The sequence below is a fragment of the Pseudomonas sp. lyk4-R2A-10 genome, assembly GCF_030209075.1.
Taxonomy (GTDB): Bacteria; Pseudomonadota; Gammaproteobacteria; order Pseudomonadales; family Pseudomonadaceae; genus Aquipseudomonas; species Aquipseudomonas glycinae.
On sequence record NZ_JARVSR010000002.1, the window covers coordinates 438,743 to 453,754 of the forward strand.

General features: G+C 62.4%; 12 protein-coding genes. 7 read left to right on the forward strand and 5 right to left on the reverse strand.

The window, feature by feature from the left end; all coding sequences use genetic code 11:
- The first annotated feature begins 106 nt into the window (after positions 1–106).
- From QRN46_RS04320 to gcvP, 4 genes are all read left to right on the forward strand, one after another.
- Entirely contained in the window at positions 107–1,723 is a 1,617-nt protein-coding gene (locus QRN46_RS04320; protein WP_201818853.1) for an ABC transporter permease, read from the forward strand.
- Positions 1,724–1,880: 157 nt separating this feature from the next.
- A complete protein-coding gene (gene gcvT, locus QRN46_RS04325; protein ID WP_011336465.1) occupies positions 1,881–2,963 on the forward strand; it encodes a glycine cleavage system aminomethyltransferase GcvT in 1,083 nt (360 codons plus the stop codon).
- A 49-nt stretch (positions 2,964–3,012) separates the two neighbouring features.
- The gene (gene gcvH / locus QRN46_RS04330) at positions 3,013–3,396 is read left to right on the forward strand and encodes a glycine cleavage system protein GcvH (protein ID WP_085689882.1); all 384 of its coding nucleotides are present in this window, start codon (positions 3,013–3,015) and stop codon (positions 3,394–3,396) included.
- Between the two features lie 134 nt (positions 3,397–3,530).
- Positions 3,531–6,404 carry an aminomethyl-transferring glycine dehydrogenase gene (gene gcvP, locus QRN46_RS04335; RefSeq protein ID WP_285354328.1) on the forward strand — a complete coding sequence of 958 codons (2,874 nt, stop codon included), beginning with the start codon at positions 3,531–3,533 and terminating at the stop codon, positions 6,402–6,404.
- 55 nt (positions 6,405–6,459) lie between these two features.
- Here gcvP and QRN46_RS04340 read toward each other — a convergent pair whose 3' ends face one another.
- The 3 genes from QRN46_RS04340 to QRN46_RS04350 all read right to left on the reverse strand — a co-directional run bounded on the left by QRN46_RS04340 (position 6,460) and on the right by QRN46_RS04350 (position 9,060).
- On the reverse strand, positions 6,460–6,777 hold the full coding sequence (locus QRN46_RS04340; protein WP_007951791.1) for a DUF2388 domain-containing protein: 318 nt from the start codon (positions 6,775–6,777) through the stop codon (positions 6,460–6,462).
- Positions 6,778–6,846: 69 nt separating this feature from the next.
- Positions 6,847–8,631, reverse strand: a complete 1,785-nt coding sequence (gene tfpB / locus QRN46_RS04345) for a type IV pilus assembly ATPase TfpB (protein WP_201818855.1) — start codon at positions 8,629–8,631, stop codon at positions 6,847–6,849.
- A gap of 90 nt (positions 8,632–8,721) precedes the next feature.
- Positions 8,722–9,060, reverse strand: a complete 339-nt coding sequence (locus QRN46_RS04350) for an ACT-like domain-containing protein (protein WP_201818856.1) — start codon at positions 9,058–9,060, stop codon at positions 8,722–8,724.
- A gap of 126 nt (positions 9,061–9,186) precedes the next feature.
- On the opposite strand from QRN46_RS04350, the gene QRN46_RS04355 reads away from it, so the two are divergent.
- Positions 9,187–9,657, forward strand: coding sequence for an Lrp/AsnC family transcriptional regulator (locus QRN46_RS04355; RefSeq protein ID WP_011336460.1), 471 nt, complete (start codon positions 9,187–9,189; stop codon positions 9,655–9,657).
- Between the two features lie 39 nt (positions 9,658–9,696).
- On the opposite strand, the gene QRN46_RS04360 is transcribed toward QRN46_RS04355, so the two are convergent.
- Positions 9,697–11,067, reverse strand: a complete 1,371-nt coding sequence (locus QRN46_RS04360) for a CYTH domain-containing protein (RefSeq protein ID WP_221615782.1) — start codon at positions 11,065–11,067, stop codon at positions 9,697–9,699.
- 156 nt (positions 11,068–11,223) lie between these two features.
- On the opposite strand from QRN46_RS04360, the gene argE reads away from it, so the two are divergent.
- Both argE and argA read left to right on the forward strand, forming a co-directional pair.
- Positions 11,224–12,372 carry an acetylornithine deacetylase gene (gene argE / locus QRN46_RS04365; RefSeq protein WP_201818857.1) on the forward strand — a complete coding sequence of 383 codons (1,149 nt, stop codon included), beginning with the start codon at positions 11,224–11,226 and terminating at the stop codon, positions 12,370–12,372.
- A gap of 135 nt (positions 12,373–12,507) precedes the next feature.
- Positions 12,508–13,806, forward strand: coding sequence for an amino-acid N-acetyltransferase (gene argA, locus QRN46_RS04370; RefSeq protein WP_007951778.1), 1,299 nt, complete (start codon positions 12,508–12,510; stop codon positions 13,804–13,806).
- A 39-nt stretch (positions 13,807–13,845) separates the two neighbouring features.
- On the opposite strand, the gene tauA is transcribed toward argA, so the two are convergent.
- Positions 13,846–14,835: a taurine ABC transporter substrate-binding protein gene (gene tauA / locus QRN46_RS04375; protein WP_409438522.1), complete on the reverse strand. Its 990-nt coding sequence runs from the start codon at positions 14,833–14,835 to the stop codon at positions 13,846–13,848.
- Between the last annotated feature and the right edge of the window lie 177 nt (positions 14,836–15,012).

The window sequence follows — 15,012 nt, forward strand, 5'->3', positions numbered from 1 at the left end:
CAGTCCCCGACGCTCTGCGTCGCATCATCGACAGCGTGACGCGGAGCGTCACAGAATGTGTGCCCACGCAAAACGTGGGCACAATCATTTGAACGAGACTGTTTCCTTGGCCCACCCCGCCCAACGCCGCTGGTACCCCATCGTCTTCGCCATCGCCGCGTTGGTGCTGCTCCCCCTCAGCGTGCTCCTGCTCTCATGGCAAACCATCGACCACCAGATCTGGTCGCACCTGTGGGAAACCCAGATGCCACGCCTGCTGGGCAACACACTGACGCTGGTTTTCGGCGTCGGCGTCGGTGTGACACTGATCGGCGTAAGCCTCGCCTGGCTCACCAGCCTCTGCGAATTCCCCGGCCGCCGCTGGCTCGACTGGGCGCTGATGCTGCCGTTCGCAATCCCGGCCTACGTGCTGGCGTTCGTGTTCGTCGGCCTGCTGGATTTCGCAGGCCCGGTACAAACCCTGCTGCGAGAATGGTTCGGCACCGGCCTGCGCCTGCCGCGAGTGCGCTCCACCGGTGGCGTGATTCTGGTGTTGGTGCTGGTGTTTTATCCCTATGTCTACCTGTTGGCGCGTACTGCGTTCCTGGCTCAGGGCAAGGGCCTGATGGAAGCTGCGCGAGTGCTCGGCCAGTCACCGTGGCAGGCGTTCTGGCGTGTGGCATTGCCGATGGCGCGGCCCGCCATCGGTGCCGGCGTGGCGCTGGCGTTGATGGAAACCCTGGCGGATTTCGGTGCGGTGTCGGTGTTCAACTTCGACACCTTCACCACCGCGATCTACAAGACCTGGTACGGCTTCTTCAGCCTGCCAAGCGCCGCGCAACTGGCCAGCCTGTTGCTGCTGGTGGTGATGCTGGTGCTGTACGGCGAACGTCGCGCGCGCGGCGCCAATCGGGCAAGTAATGAACGGCCACGGGTCAAGGCGCTGTATCACCTGCGCGGGCCCAAGGCCTGGGCAGCGACAGGTTGGTGCGGTCTGGTGTTCGCCTGTGCGTTTGTCATTCCGGTGCTGCAACTGATGGTGTGGTTCTGGCAGCGCGGGCGATTCGATCTGGATGAACGCTATGCGGGGCTGATTCTCCATACGCTCTATCTGGGCGGCATGGCGGCGCTGATCACGGTCAGCGTGGCGATGTTGCTGGCATTCGCCCGGCGTCTGGCGCCCACCCGGGCGATCAACTCCGCAGTTGGTCTGGCCAATCTCGGTTATGCCTTGCCGGGTTCGGTGCTGGCGGTGTCGATCATGCTCGCGTTCAGTTATCTGGACCGGGAGCTGGTGATTCCGCTGTCCGGCTGGCTCGGCGGTGCGGGCAAACCGTTGCTGCTGGGCAGTCTGGCGGCGCTGCTGCTGGCGTATCTGGTGCGTTTCGTGGCGGTGGCCTATGGGCCGCTGGAAAGCAGTCTGGCGCGTATACGGCCCTCTTTGCCTGAAGCGGCACGTAGCCTGGGTGTCAGTGGGCCGCGACTGTTTTTCAAAGTGTATCTGCCGTTGCTGCTGCCCGGCACGCTCAGCGCCGCCTTGCTGGTGTTCGTCGATGTGCTCAAGGAAATGCCCGCGACCTTGCTGATGCGCCCGTTTGGCTGGGACACACTGGCGGTGCGGATCTTCGAAATGACCAGCGAAGGCGAATGGGCGAGGGCGTCGTTGCCGGCGTTGACCCTGGTGCTGGTCGGTCTGTTGCCGGTCATCGGACTTATTCGCCGTTCGGCGCATCGAAACACTTAGTCGTCAGTCCTGAATCATGCGGCTACAATGCGCGGCATTCGGTGCGGTCCGTCTGACAGACCCTGTCGCTGAAATCGGCTGAAAGCCCTTTTTTACAGGGTTTTCCGAACCGTGCAGCAGCGCTCCGCACCTTCGCCACGCCCGGAAGGAGAAACCCATGGGACAGCGTACGCCTCTGTATGACCTGCATCTCGCCCTCGGCGCGAAGATGGTCGATTTTGGCGGTTGGGACATGCCCCTGCATTACGGCTCGCAGGTCGAGGAGCACCACGAGGTGCGTCGCGATTGCGGGGTGTTCGATGTTTCCCACATGACCGTGATCGATGTCACCGGCCCCCAGGCCAAGGCCTGGCTTCAGCATTTGCTGGCCAATGACGTCGAACGCCTGCACAGCCCCGGCCGTGCGTTGTACAGCACCATGCTCAACGAGCGCGGCGGTATCGTCGACGACATGATCGTCTACCGCCTTGAGGACGGTTATCGTCTGGTGGTCAACGCCTCCACCCGCGATCAGGACCTGGCCTGGATGCAGGCACAATTGGGCAGCTTCGATGTTCAGATGACCGAACGCTCCGAGCTGGCGATGCTCGCCATTCAAGGTCCCCATGCCCGGCACAGGATTGCCGAGCTGGTGACCCAGTCCCGCGCCAACCTGATCCAGATGCTCAAGCCTTTCGAAGGCCACGTCGACGGCGACTGGTTCATTGCGCGCACCGGCTACACCGGTGAGGACGGTCTGGAAATCGCCCTGCCGGCCGATCAGGCCCCCGGATTCTTCAACGATCTGGTGGGCGCCGGCATTTCCCCCATCGGCCTCGGTGCCCGCGACACGCTGCGGGTCGAGGCCGGCATGAATCTCTACGGTCAGGACATCCACCAGGACGTTTCGCCTCTGGCCTCGAACATGGCCTGGAGCATCGCCTGGGAGCCGGCCACGCGTCGGTTCATCGGTCGCGATGCGCTGGAGGCGGAAAAAACCGCCGGCGTGCAGCACAAACTGGTCGGCCTGGTGCTTGAAGAGCGCGGGGTTTTGCGGGCCCATCAGGTGGTTCGTATCGCTGATGTTGGCGAAGGGGAGATCACCAGTGGTAGTTTCTCTCCTACGCTTAGCAAGTCGATTGCCCTGGCGCGTGTACCGATGGCGACTGCCGACCGCGCCGAAGTGGAAATCCGTGGCAAGTGGTATCCGGTACGCGTGGTCAAACCGACCTTTGTCCGTCACGGCAAAACCTTGATCTAAACCTTTTCCGGCGGGCACGACCGCTGACAATTTCTTGAGGACACCGAGCATGAGCAACATCCCAGCTGAACTGCGTTTTGCCGAAAGTCATGAATGGGCGCGTCTGGAAGCCGACGGCACCGTCACCGTGGGCATCAGCGATCACGCCCAGGAAGCGTTGGGTGATGTGGTGTTTGTCGAGCTGGCAGAAGTGGGCAAGGTGTTCGCCGCCGGTGATGCCGCCGGTGTCGTCGAGTCGGTCAAGGCCGCTTCCGACATCTACTCCCCGGTCGGTGGCGAAGTGATCGCCGTCAACGAAGACCTGGCCGGTTCGCCGGAAGAACTGAACAACGATCCGTACGCCGCATGGATCTTCAAGCTCAAGCCAAGCGACAAGGCCGAGCTGGACAAGCTGCTCGACGCTGCCGCCTACAAGGCTGCCATCGGCGAATAAGCTGCAGGCGAGCCCCCAAAGCCCCGACCCGTCGGGGCTTTTTTCTGCCCGGGACTTTTGCCGTCGGGGTGGCTGCTATGCTGGTTTGACCGTGTTGCATTGACGCCGAGCCGCCAGCCAAGAGAGAGCCCGTCATGTCCCAGTTGCCATCCCTGAGCCAGTTACGCGATCCCCATGCCTTTCTGCGCCGCCACCTCGGGCCCGATGCCGCCGAGCAGCAGGCGATGCTCGACAGCCTCGGCCTCGGCAGCCGGGTCGAGCTGATCGAACAGACCGTGCCGCCGGGCATTCGCCTCAACCGCGAGCTGGACCTGCCGCCGGCGCTGGACGAACAGGCAGCGCTGGCCAGACTGCGCGGTTATGCCGAACAGAACCAGGTCTGGACCAGCCTGATCGGCATGGGCTACCACGGCACCCTGACGCCGACCGTCATCCTGCGCAACGTGCTGGAAAATCCCGGCTGGTACACCGCCTACACGCCTTACCAACCGGAAATCGCCCAAGGCCGGCTCGAAGCGTTGCTCAACTTTCAGCAACTGACCATCGACCTCACCGGCCTTGAACTGGCCAACGCTTCGCTGCTCGATGAAGCCACCGCCGCGGCGGAAGCCATGGCCTTGGCCAAACGTGTGGCAAAGTCGAAAAGCAATCTGTTCTTCGTCGACGAAAACTGTCATCCACAAACCATTTCCGTGGTGCAGACCCGCGCCGAAGGCTTCGGCTTCGAGCTGATCGTCGACGCTGTGGATAACTTGAAGCAGCACCAGGTGTTCGGCGCGCTGCTGCAATACCCCGACACCCACGGCGAGATCCGCGACCTGCGGCCGCTGATCGATCACCTGCACGCGCAACAGGCGCTGGCCTGCGTGGCGGCCGATCTGCTCAGTCTGTTGCTGCTGACCCCGCCGGGCGAACTGGGTGCCGACGTGGTGTTCGGTTCATCCCAGCGCTTCGGTGTACCGATGGGTTACGGCGGTCCGCACGCGGCGTTTTTCGCCAGTCGCGAGGAGTACAAACGGGCGATTCCCGGGCGGATCATCGGCGTGTCGAAAGATGCTCGCGGCAACGTCGCGCTGCGCATGGCCCTGCAAACTCGCGAGCAGCACATTCGTCGGGAGAAGGCCAATTCGAACATCTGCACAGCTCAAGTGTTGCTGGCCAATATCGCCAGTTTCTATGCGGTCTATCACGGCCCGGAAGGGCTGAAACGAATCGCCCAGCGGGTGCACCGGCTGACCTGCATTCTCGCCGCCGGGCTCGAACGCCATGGCATCCAGCGCCTCAACCAACACTTCTTCGACACCCTCACGCTGGACGTGGGCGGGGCGCAAACCGCGATCATCGAAAGCGCCCAGGCCGCGCAGATCAACCTGCGCATCCTCGGTCGTGGCCAACTGGGTCTGAGCCTCGACGAGGCCTGTGATGAAAACACCGTGGCCAGACTGTTCGATGTGCTGCTGGGCGCCGATCACTGGTTGAGCATCGATGATCTCGACGCCGAAACGCTGGCCTCCGGCATTCCCGAAATGCTGCAACGCAGCACGTCGTACCTGCGCCACCCGGTGTTCAACGCCCACCACAGCGAAACCGAGATGCTGCGCTACCTCAAGCAACTGGAGAACAAGGATCTGGCGCTCAACCAGTCGATGATCCCTCTGGGCTCCTGCACCATGAAACTCAACGCCACCAGCGAGATGATCCCGATCACCTGGCCGCAATTCGCCAATCTGCACCCGTTCGTACCCCGGGAGCAGGCCGTCGGTTACACGCTGATGATCGAGGAGCTGGAGCGCTGGCTGTGCGCAATCACCGGGTTCGATGCGATCTGCATGCAGCCCAACTCCGGCGCCCAGGGCGAGTACGCCGGGCTGCTGGCGATCCGCAAATACCACGAGAGTCGCCAGCAGGGCGGGCGGGATATCTGCCTGATCCCTTCTTCGGCCCACGGCACCAACCCGGCCTCGGCACAGATGGCCGGGATGCGCGTGGTGATTGTCGAGTGTGACGACGCTGGCAATGTCGATCTGGAGGACTTGAAAGCCAAGGCATCCGAGGCCGGGGCCAAGCTGTCGTGCCTGATGGCGACCTACCCGTCGACCCACGGCGTGTACGAGGAAGGCATCAGCGAAATCTGCGAAGTTATCCACAAGCACGGCGGCCAGGTGTACATGGACGGCGCCAACCTCAATGCCCAGGTCGGGCTGGCGCGGCCGGCGGACATCGGCGCCGACGTGTCACACATGAACCTGCACAAGACCTTCTGCATTCCCCACGGCGGAGGCGGGCCGGGCATGGGGCCGATTGGCGTGCGTGCGCATCTGGCGCCGTTCGTTGCCAACCATCCGGTGGTCCCGATCGACGGGCCGCAACCGCAGAACGGAGCGGTCAGCGCCGCGCCATGGGGCAGTGCGAGCATTTTGCCGATCAGCTGGATGTACATCGCGATGATGGGGCCGCAACTGGCGGATGCCAGTGAAGTGGCGATCCTCGCGGCGAATTACCTGGCGCAGCACCTGTCCGGTGCTTTCCCCGTTCTGTATACCGGTCGCAATGAGCGGGTCGCCCACGAATGCATTCTGGATCTGCGCCCGCTCAAGGCTGCCACTGGTATCAGCGAGGAGGACGTCGCCAAGCGCCTGATGGATTACGGCTTCCACGCGCCGACCATGTCGTTCCCGGTGCCGGGCACCTTGATGGTCGAGCCGACCGAGAGCGAGTCCAAGGCCGAACTCGATCGCTTCATCGGCGCGATGCTAAGCATCCGCGCAGAAATCACCGAGGTGCAGAACGGCAACTGGCCGGCCGAGGACAACCCGCTCAAACGGGCACCGCATACCCTGGCCGATATCACCGGCGTGTGGGAGCGGCCGTACAGCATCGAGCAGGGCATCACGCCGGATGCGCACACCAAGGCGCACAAATATTGGCCGGCAGTGAATCGGGTCGATAACGTCTATGGCGACCGCAACCTGTTCTGCGCCTGTGTGCCGGTGGACGATTACCGTTGATCAGCGGACAAAAAAATGCCGCTCGTGTGAGCGGCATTTTTGTCTGTCCGGAAGGTTATTCCGACGCCACGGCGTTCTTCGCCAGAATCGCGTTCGCCAGTTCCATGTCGGTGGCCTGCAGGCCGGGGTTGTCGGCGCGGACTTTCTGCATCGCGGCTTCCAGGTACGGGCCACGGATACCGCCGTCGCTGGCGACGAAGCTGCCGGCATCGTCCTGGGCGGCAACGATCAGTTTGTGATCCTTGAAGGTCAGGTAGGTCGAGCCGGTGGTGGCACCGGACGAAATGACGTTACGCCAAAAGCTGTCGGCCATTGCCGAACCGACGGGCAGAGACAGCAGGGCAAGGGTGGCGACAGCAAGTTTGAGACGCATGTTGGGTGACTCCACTGGTGTTGAATAACCGGTTGGATCGCCGTTTCCCCGATCCGGTTCCGTGAGCACTTATTTCTGCTCGCTCTGTGGTGTCACCCGCAGCACTTCCTCAAGCGTCGTCAGCCCGGCCGCGACTTTCTGCGCGCCGGACAAGCGCAGGCTGCGCATGCCTTCCTTGAACGCCTGCCGGCGGATCGCGGTGAGATCGGTGTCGGGGCTGATCAAGGCCTTGAGGCTGTCGCTCAGTTGCATGATTTCGTAGACCCCGGCACGCCCGTGATAACCGGTGTCGCGGCACTCCAGGCAACCGATGGCCCGTTGCGCATTGCCCGGCAGCGGCGCCTGCCACGGCCGGGTCAGGGTTTGCCAGTCTTCTTCGTCCAGCGTCAGCGGCGCCTTGCAGTGCGGGCAAAGGGTTCGCACCAGTCGTTGCGCCATCACACCGAGCACGGTGGCCTTGATCAGGTAATGCGGCACGCCGAGTTCCAGCAGGCGGCTGATGGCGCTCGGCGCGTCGTTGGTGTGCAGGGTCGAGAGCACCAGGTGCCCGGTCAGCGCCGCCTGGATCGCCATTTCGGCCGTTTCCAGATCGCGGATTTCGCCGATCATGATGATGTCCGGGTCCTGCCGCATCAGCGCACGCACGCCGGCGGCGAAGGTCAGGTCGATGTTGTGCTGGACCTGCATCTGGTTGAAGGCCGGCTCGACCATCTCGATCGGGTCCTCAATGGTGCAGAGGTTGACCTCCGGGGTCGCCAGTTTTTTCAGCGTGGTGTACAGCGTGGTGGTCTTGCCGGAACCGGTCGGCCCGGTGACCAGGATGATACCGTTGGGCTGGCGGGTCATGTCCTGCCAGCGCCGCAGGTCGTCGGTGGAAAACCCCAGTTGATCGAAATCCTTGAGCAGGACTTCCGGGTCGAAGATCCGCATCACCATTTTTTCGCCGAATGCGGTGGGCAGGGTCGACAGCCGCAACTCGACTTCACCGCCGTCCGGGGTCTTGGTCTTGACCCGGCCGTCCTGGGGTTTGCGTTTCTCGGCGACGTTCATCCGGCCAAGGCTTTTCAGGCGGCTGACGATGGCCATCGTCACCTGCGGCGGGAATTGATAGACGTTGTGCAGCACGCCGTCGATGCGAAAACGCACCGTGCCTTGCTCGCGCCGGGGTTCGATGTGGATATCGCTGGCCCGTTGCTGGAAGGCGTACTGGAACAGCCAGTCGACGATGTTGACGATGTGCGCGTCGTTGGCGTCGGGCTCCTGATCGCTGGCGCCGAGGTTGAGCAACTGTTCGAAGTTGCCGAGGTTGCCGCTCTGCGCATCGGCATTGCTGGCGCCGCTGACCGATTTGGCGAGACGGAAGAATTCGACGCTGAAACGCTGAATGTCCGCCGGGTTGGCCACCACCCGTTTGATCGGCAGTTTCAGGACGTGAGTCAGATCGGCCTCCCAGCCGCTGACGTAGGGCTGAGCGCTGGCCACGGTTACTGCATCGCGATCGACCGACACCGCGAGAATCTTGTGGCGCTGGGCGAAGGCATAGGACATCAGCGGCGTGATGGCGGCGACGTTGATCTTCAGCGGATCGATCCGCAGGTACGGCTGGCCGGCCTGCTGCGCCAGCCAGAGGGTCAGGCTTTCCAGGTCGAGGTGTTTGCCCGGACGGCTGAGATCCTCCAGTTGCTGGCTGGCGATGAATTCCAGCGGGTGTTTCTGGCCGTGGGCGGCATGCCGACGCCGGGCATTCAGCGCCTGCTCGGCCGAGTCCTGGCAGATGAAGCCTTGGGCGACCAGTTCACGCAGTACCTCATTGAGATCCAGCCAGCGATCCTGAGTGGCGAGTTGAACGGACATGCGGGCTCCTTTTGAACGACAGTGCGCAAAGGATAGTCGTGGCCCTGCCGACCGTTGGGCCACTACCCGACGAAGACGTTTCGGTTCTTGTCAGCCGGCCGCCTGCGCCGGTGCATCCCACGCCGCGTCGGGGTTTTGCAGGTCCACCGAGCAGACGCTGATCAGGTTACGAAGTTTTTCCGCGATCACCTGGGCGCGGTGCCAGCTCAGGCCACCCATGACGATGTCGATCGACAGCAGATCGTCCAGCCGCTGGACATTGACCTGCTCCGGCGTGAGGCACTGCAAGGCGAACAGGTTCAGCACCCGCACCAGCAAATCCGGCTCGGCCTCGGCCAGGATCTGGTACTGCGCGAGGCAATGCGCGTTGCTGGCGTTCCACACATCGGCACGGGGCGCAGGGGTGTTGACGGCTTCGAGGTGTGGCATGACAGGTCTCCGGAATCAGTGGAGGAATTTTTACATTCGATGCCGGGCATTTCTTGTCTAAGATGAGCCGAACAGGCGATTGAATAGGTATATCAATTCGCCGCTTGATGAATTTGAGGATTATTTATGCACAGCGATCTGGACGGCTACGACCGGCGCATTCTCGCCCTGCTGCAAGAGGACGCTTCCTTGTCCAGCGCACAGATCGCCGAGCAGGTGGGGCTGTCGCAATCGCCGTGCTGGCGGCGGATTCAGCGGATGAAGGAGGAGGGAATCATTCGGGGTCAGGTAACTTTGCTCGATCGCAAGAAAATCGGCCTGAACACGCAGATTTTCGCCGAGATCAAACTCAACGCCCATGGGCGCTCGAACTTCACTGAGTTCACCGAGGCGATTCGCGGCTTTCCCGAAGTGCTGGAGTGTTACGTGCTGATGGGGGCGGTGGATTTCCTGCTGCGGATCGTCGCGGCGGACATCGAGGCGTATGAGCGGTTCTTCTTCGAGAAGCTGTCGCTGGTGCCGGGGATTCAGGAGGTGAACTCGATTGTGGCGCTGTCGGAGATCAAGTCCACGACGAGCCTGCCGGTACTGCGCTGATGATCGTTCCCACGGATGGGAACGATCATCATGCGGGGATTACATGCGCAGCAGCATTTTCCAGGCACGGTTCTGGTACACCGCAATCGCCTGATGCTTGCGCGCATCGAGCAGTTCGTCGGTGATGGTCGGCTCGTTGGCCAGTTGCGCCAGTTTGTTCAGCTCGCCGTACAGTCGATCCATTTCCGGGATTTCCAGCACGTTGCGCGCGTGGTGCAACCAGACCTGGATGCGCTCGATGCGCGGCAGTTGCTCGGCCAGATCTTCCGGCTGCTGCTGATAGCGCTGCAATTGCAGCGAAGTGGCTTCTTCGCCCAGCAGGCGCGGCAGCCAGCTTTGCAACTGCGCGGCACCCTGGCGATTGCCACGGGTGTTGCGGTCGGCAGCCCAGGTGCGGGCCAGCAACCAGCGCGAAGCGTTCAGCGAGAACAGGCCCCAGCGCGGGTCTTCCAGCTCTTCGAGGAACTGTTCCGGCGCGGCTTTGCGCACGTCTTCGTCTTCGATACCGACCTGTACCAGCGGACGCCAGTCTTCCAGCAAGGCATCAAGGGCAACGCGCAGGTCGTGGGTCGACGCACGCGGTGCGGCCTGGCCGAGGCTGCTGAGCAGGGCACGCATTTCCGCGAGGTTCTCGACCCAGTCCTGCAGCAGGCGCCAGTGGCCGTTGAAGCGATACTGTTCGGCCAGACGCTGGCTGCTGCCGAGCAAATGCCAGGCCAGGGCGGCGAAGGCGTCGTCCAGCGGGGTTTCGGCGGTAATGGCCGGCGCCGGCAGGCTCAGCGAGTAGCTGTTGGCGTCGTACAGGCGATAGCCGCGCTCGGCCTTGCTGATATCGCACGGCATCAGGGCCAGGGTTTCGGCCAGTTCGGCGGCCAGCTCCAGCAGCGCGGCAGGCTCGCCTTCGCGCAGTTCCAGTTCCAGCTCGCAGATTTCTTCTTTCTGTTTGCCGACTACCACATGGCCCAGGTCCAGCGCGGCCTCGACGACCACTTTGGTCTTGCCACGGCCCCACGCGATTTCGGCGCGTTCGCGGACGAAATCGGTGGTGAAGATCGGCTTCAGGGTTTTCTTGTCCAGCTCGGCGAGGGACTCGGGCCAGCATTCGCCGTCGAGTTTCTTCACGTCGAGCTTGGCTTTGGGCAGGTTCCAGTCGTACTCGTTACGCTCGGACAGACCGGCGACGCTCTGGCCACGGGTCTTGAGGGTCTGAATCACCTCTTCGCCGTCCTTGCGCAGGCGCAGGGCAACCTTGGCCCGGGCCAGGTCACGCTCAGGCGTGTCGAAGTACTGATTCATCAACTCACGGCGTTCCCAGCCACTTTTGTTGCGTTTTTTCAGGAGAGGGTGCTCGCGCAGGGCGGCGAGGGTTTCGCGGCTGACGCGGAGTTTGATTTCGGTTTCTTTCTGCATGGCCGGAAAATCCAGGATCGGGAGCGCAGCCGGGGGAATGTGTGGCTGCCAAGGCCGTGCAGTGTACAGGACTGAGCCTTCCTACGCTTTGCGGCGGTTTATTCTCGGCGCCGGATGGTTCTATGATGAACCTCAATCCGGGAGTTGGAGTCAGCGATGCCATTGCCGTCCATGCAAGACCAGTTCGCTGCACTGATCGCAGCGCCGTCGGTCAGCTGCACCCAGCCGGGTCTCGACCAGTCCAACCGGGCGGTGATCGATCTGCTTGCGGGCTGGCTCGGCGACCTCGGCTTCAGCTGCGACATCCAGCAGGTCAGTCCCGGCAAATTCAATCTGCTCGCCAGTTTCGGCAGTGGCCCCGGCGGGCTGGTGCTGGCCGGGCACAGCGACACGGTGCCCTACGACGATGCGTTGTGGAAAACCGATCCGTTGAAACTCACCGAAGTCGATGGCCGCTGGGTCGGTCTCGGCAGTTGCGACATGAAGGGCTTCTTCGCCCTGATCATCGAAGCCGTGCAACCGCTGCTCGCTCAACCGTTCAAGCAGCCGCTGCTGATCCTCGCCACCTGCGATGAAGAAAGCTCGATGTCCGGTGCCCGGGCGCTGGCCGAAGCGGGGCGCCCGCTGGGCCGGGCGGCCGTGATCGGCGAGCCGACCGGGCTCAAGCCGATCCGCATGCACAAGGGCATCATGATGGAGCGCATCGATATCCTCGGGCAGAGCGGCCATTCGTCGGATCCGCGCCTGGGGCACAGCGCCCTCGAAGCGATGCACGATGCCATCGGCGAACTGCGCGGCCTGCGCCTGTTGTGGCAGCGTGAATTCAACAACCCGCAGTTCAGCGTGTCGCAGCCGACCATGAACTTCGGCTGTATCCACGGTGGCGACAACCCCAACCGCATCTGCGGCCAGTGTTCGCTGGAGTTCGACCTGCGGCCGTTGCCGGGGATGGACCCGAAAATCTTGCGCAGCGAGATTCTGCGCAAGCTCAACCCGGTCGCCGAACGGCATAAAGTGAAGATCGATTACGCGCCGTTGTTTCCCGAAGTGCCGCCGTTCGAGCAGGCCGAAGACGCGGAGCTGGTGCGAATTGCCGAAAAACTCACCGGCCACACGGCCGAAGCGGTAGCGTTCGGCACCGAAGCGCCTTATCTTCAGCGCCTTGGCTGCGAAACCATCGTGCTCGGCCCCGGCGACATCGCCTGTGCGCACCAGCCGGACGAGTACCTCGAAATGTCACGTTTGCAGCCTACCGTGCATCTATTGCGGCAGTTGATCGAACATTACTGTCTCAAAACTGTATAAATTGCCCATACACCCACCCGTATTCATGAGGAGAACGCGCGTGTCGCCAAGCCTGTTCCGACGATAACCATCAGCCCGCTGTGCGTTTTCCGTTTCGCCCCTTTTCCGGCTGCTATTTATTACAGGCCCAGGTTCATGCCCGAATACGTCAATTGGCTTCGCCACGCGTCTCCTTATATCAATGCTCACCGCGATTGCACCTTCGTCGTCATGCTTCCGGGCGACGGCGTGGAGCATCCGAATTTCGGCAACATCGTCCATGACATCGTATTGCTGCACAGCCTCGGCGTGCGGCTGGTGCTGGTTCACGGTTCCCGTCCTCAGATCGAAACTCGCCTCGCCGCCCGTGGCCTGACCCCGCATTACCACCACGGCATGCGCATCACCGATGCCGCGACGCTGGAGTGCGTGATCGATGCGGTCGGCCAGTTGCGCATCGCCATCGAAGCGCGGCTGTCGATGGACATGGCCTCGTCGCCGATGCAGGGCTCGCGTCTGCGGGTGGCCAGCGGCAACCTCGTGACGGCCCGGCCGATCGGCGTGCTGGAAGGTGTCGACTATCACCACACCGGCGAAGTGCGTCGGGTCGACCGCAAGGGCATCAACCGTCTGCTCGACGAGCGCTCCATCGTGCTGTTGTCGCCGCTGGGTTATTCGCCGACCGGCGAGATCTTCAACCTCGCCTGCGAAGACGTCGCCACCCGCGCCGCCATCGATCTGGGCGCCGACAAGCTGCTGCTGTTCGGCGCCGACCTCGGTCTGATCGACGAAAACGGCAAACTGGTGCGCGAACTGCGTCCGCAACAGGTGCCGGCACATCTGCAGCGTCTGGGCAGCAACTATCAGGCGGAACTGCTGGATGCCGCTGCCGAAGCCTGTCGTGGCGGCGTGGCACGCAGCCATATCGTCAGTTATGCCGAGGATGGTGCGCTGCTGACCGAACTGTTCACCCGTGACGGTGGCGGTACGCTGGTGGCCCAGGAGCAATTCGAACTGGTGCGCGAGGCGGCGATTGAAGACGTCGGTGGCTTGCTTGACCTGATCAGCCCGCTGGAAGAGCAGGGGATTCTGGTGCGTCGCTCGCGCGAAGTGCTGGAGCGTGAGATCGAGCAGTTCAGTGTGGTCGAGCGTGAAGGGATGATCATCGCCTGTGCGGCGCTGTATCAGATTGCCGATTCGGATGCCGGTGAACTGGCGTGCCTGGCGGTGAATCCCGAGTATCGCCATGGCGGTCGCGGCGACGAATTGCTCGAGCGCATCGAGACCCGTGCCCGGGCGCAGGGCCTGAAGACTTTGTTCGTCCTCACCACCCGCACTGCCCACTGGTTCCGCGAGCGCGGTTTCGAGCCGAGCAGCGTTGAACGCCTGCCGGCGGCGCGGGCTTCTCTCTATAACTATCAGCGCAATTCGAAGATCTTCGAAAAGTCTCTGTGATATGCGATTGCCCCCACGGGATGCGTGGGGGCAATTTGTTTACTCCGCTACAAACTTCGCACTGACGTACGGCGAGTAGTCAGGCAAAACGCTTTCGACCTTGCCCTGTTCCTTCAAAAATTTTGCCGTCTCACCAATTGCCTTCGCCGTGCCGCCGTCCAGCAGCGCCGTGGTCTGTTGCGCCTGGGCGTCCGGGAAGGCCGAACCCGCGAGCAGTTCCGGTACGTCGGCAGCATTGGCACCGGTCAGTTTGGCGATTTTTTGTACAGGCACCGAGTCGGCTGTCCAGCTGTCTTTATGGGCGGCGTAATCCGCGAACGAGTCCAGAGTCACCTTGGCGAACTTGGCCACGACTTCAGGATGCTTCTCGGCAAAGTCCTTGCGCGCGACCCAGACTTCGAAGGTCGGCGCGCCCCACTGGCCGACCTGCGCGGCATCGGTCAGGGTCTTGCCGGTCTTGCGGATCTCACCCAGCGCCGGCGACCAGACAAAGGCGCCGTCGATGTCGCCACGTTTCCAGGCGGCCGCGATTTCTGCGGGTTGCAGATTCACCACTTTGACTTTCGAGGTGTCCAGGCCCCAGTGCTTGAGCGCGCCGAGCAGGCTGTAGTGGGAAGTGGAAACGAACGGGGTGGCGATGGTCTTGCCGATCAGGTCTTCGGGTTTGTTGATACCGCTGCCGTTACGCACCACCAGTGCTTCGGCGGCATTGATCTGCGCCGAGACGATGAAGGCAACGATCGGCAGATTGCGCGAGGCGGCGGCTGCCAGCGGGCTGGAGCCGAGGTTGCCGATCTGCACATCGCCGGAGGCAATGGCTGTCACAACTTCCGGGCCGCTGTTGAACCGGCGCCAGTCAATTTTCTCGCCAATGGTTTTCTCGTAGACGCCGTCGGCCTGGGGGACTTTGCTCGGGTCGATACCGGTCTGGTAGCCCACAGTGAGGTTGGCGGCATGGGCTGAAAAAGAAATCAGCGCTGATACACAAACTGTAACAAATTGACTAGATAGTGCGCGTTTGGCCATCATGGCGTCGCCTTTTTGATAGGGATTGACGAATCGGGGTTGCGTCAAAGCTAATCGATCTAAAAAAAGGCTAATAAATACCATTTAGTAATGAGCTTAGTCGCCGATACCTTGTATCCCGGGGAAGATGGCAATTGGCTGGCTATATAGCCGAATGGTATGAAAAAGAATGAATAAATT

What these genes read in the sequence shown, in the direction of transcription:
- gcvT (WP_011336465.1), top strand. Translation starts at nt 1,881, where the DNA reads ATGGGACAGCGTACGCCTCTGTATGACCTGCATCTCGCCCTCGGCGCG.
- gcvH (WP_085689882.1), top strand. Translation starts at nt 3,013, where the DNA reads ATGAGCAACATCCCAGCTGAACTGCGTTTTGCCGAAAGTCATGAATGG.
- gcvP (WP_285354328.1), top strand. Translation starts at nt 3,531, where the DNA reads ATGTCCCAGTTGCCATCCCTGAGCCAGTTACGCGATCCCCATGCCTTT.
- QRN46_RS04340 (WP_007951791.1), bottom strand. Translation starts at nt 6,777, where the DNA reads ATGCGTCTCAAACTTGCTGTCGCCACCCTTGCCCTGCTGTCTCTGCCC.
- tfpB (WP_201818855.1), bottom strand. Translation starts at nt 8,631, where the DNA reads ATGTCCGTTCAACTCGCCACTCAGGATCGCTGGCTGGATCTCAATGAG.
- QRN46_RS04350 (WP_201818856.1), bottom strand. Translation starts at nt 9,060, where the DNA reads ATGCCACACCTCGAAGCCGTCAACACCCCTGCGCCCCGTGCCGATGTG.
- QRN46_RS04355 (WP_011336460.1), top strand. Translation starts at nt 9,187, where the DNA reads ATGCACAGCGATCTGGACGGCTACGACCGGCGCATTCTCGCCCTGCTG.
- QRN46_RS04360 (WP_221615782.1), bottom strand. Translation starts at nt 11,067, where the DNA reads ATGCAGAAAGAAACCGAAATCAAACTCCGCGTCAGCCGCGAAACCCTC.
- argE (WP_201818857.1), top strand. Translation starts at nt 11,224, where the DNA reads ATGCCATTGCCGTCCATGCAAGACCAGTTCGCTGCACTGATCGCAGCG.
- argA (WP_007951778.1), top strand. Translation starts at nt 12,508, where the DNA reads ATGCCCGAATACGTCAATTGGCTTCGCCACGCGTCTCCTTATATCAAT.
- tauA (WP_409438522.1), bottom strand. Translation starts at nt 14,835, where the DNA reads ATGATGGCCAAACGCGCACTATCTAGTCAATTTGTTACAGTTTGTGTA.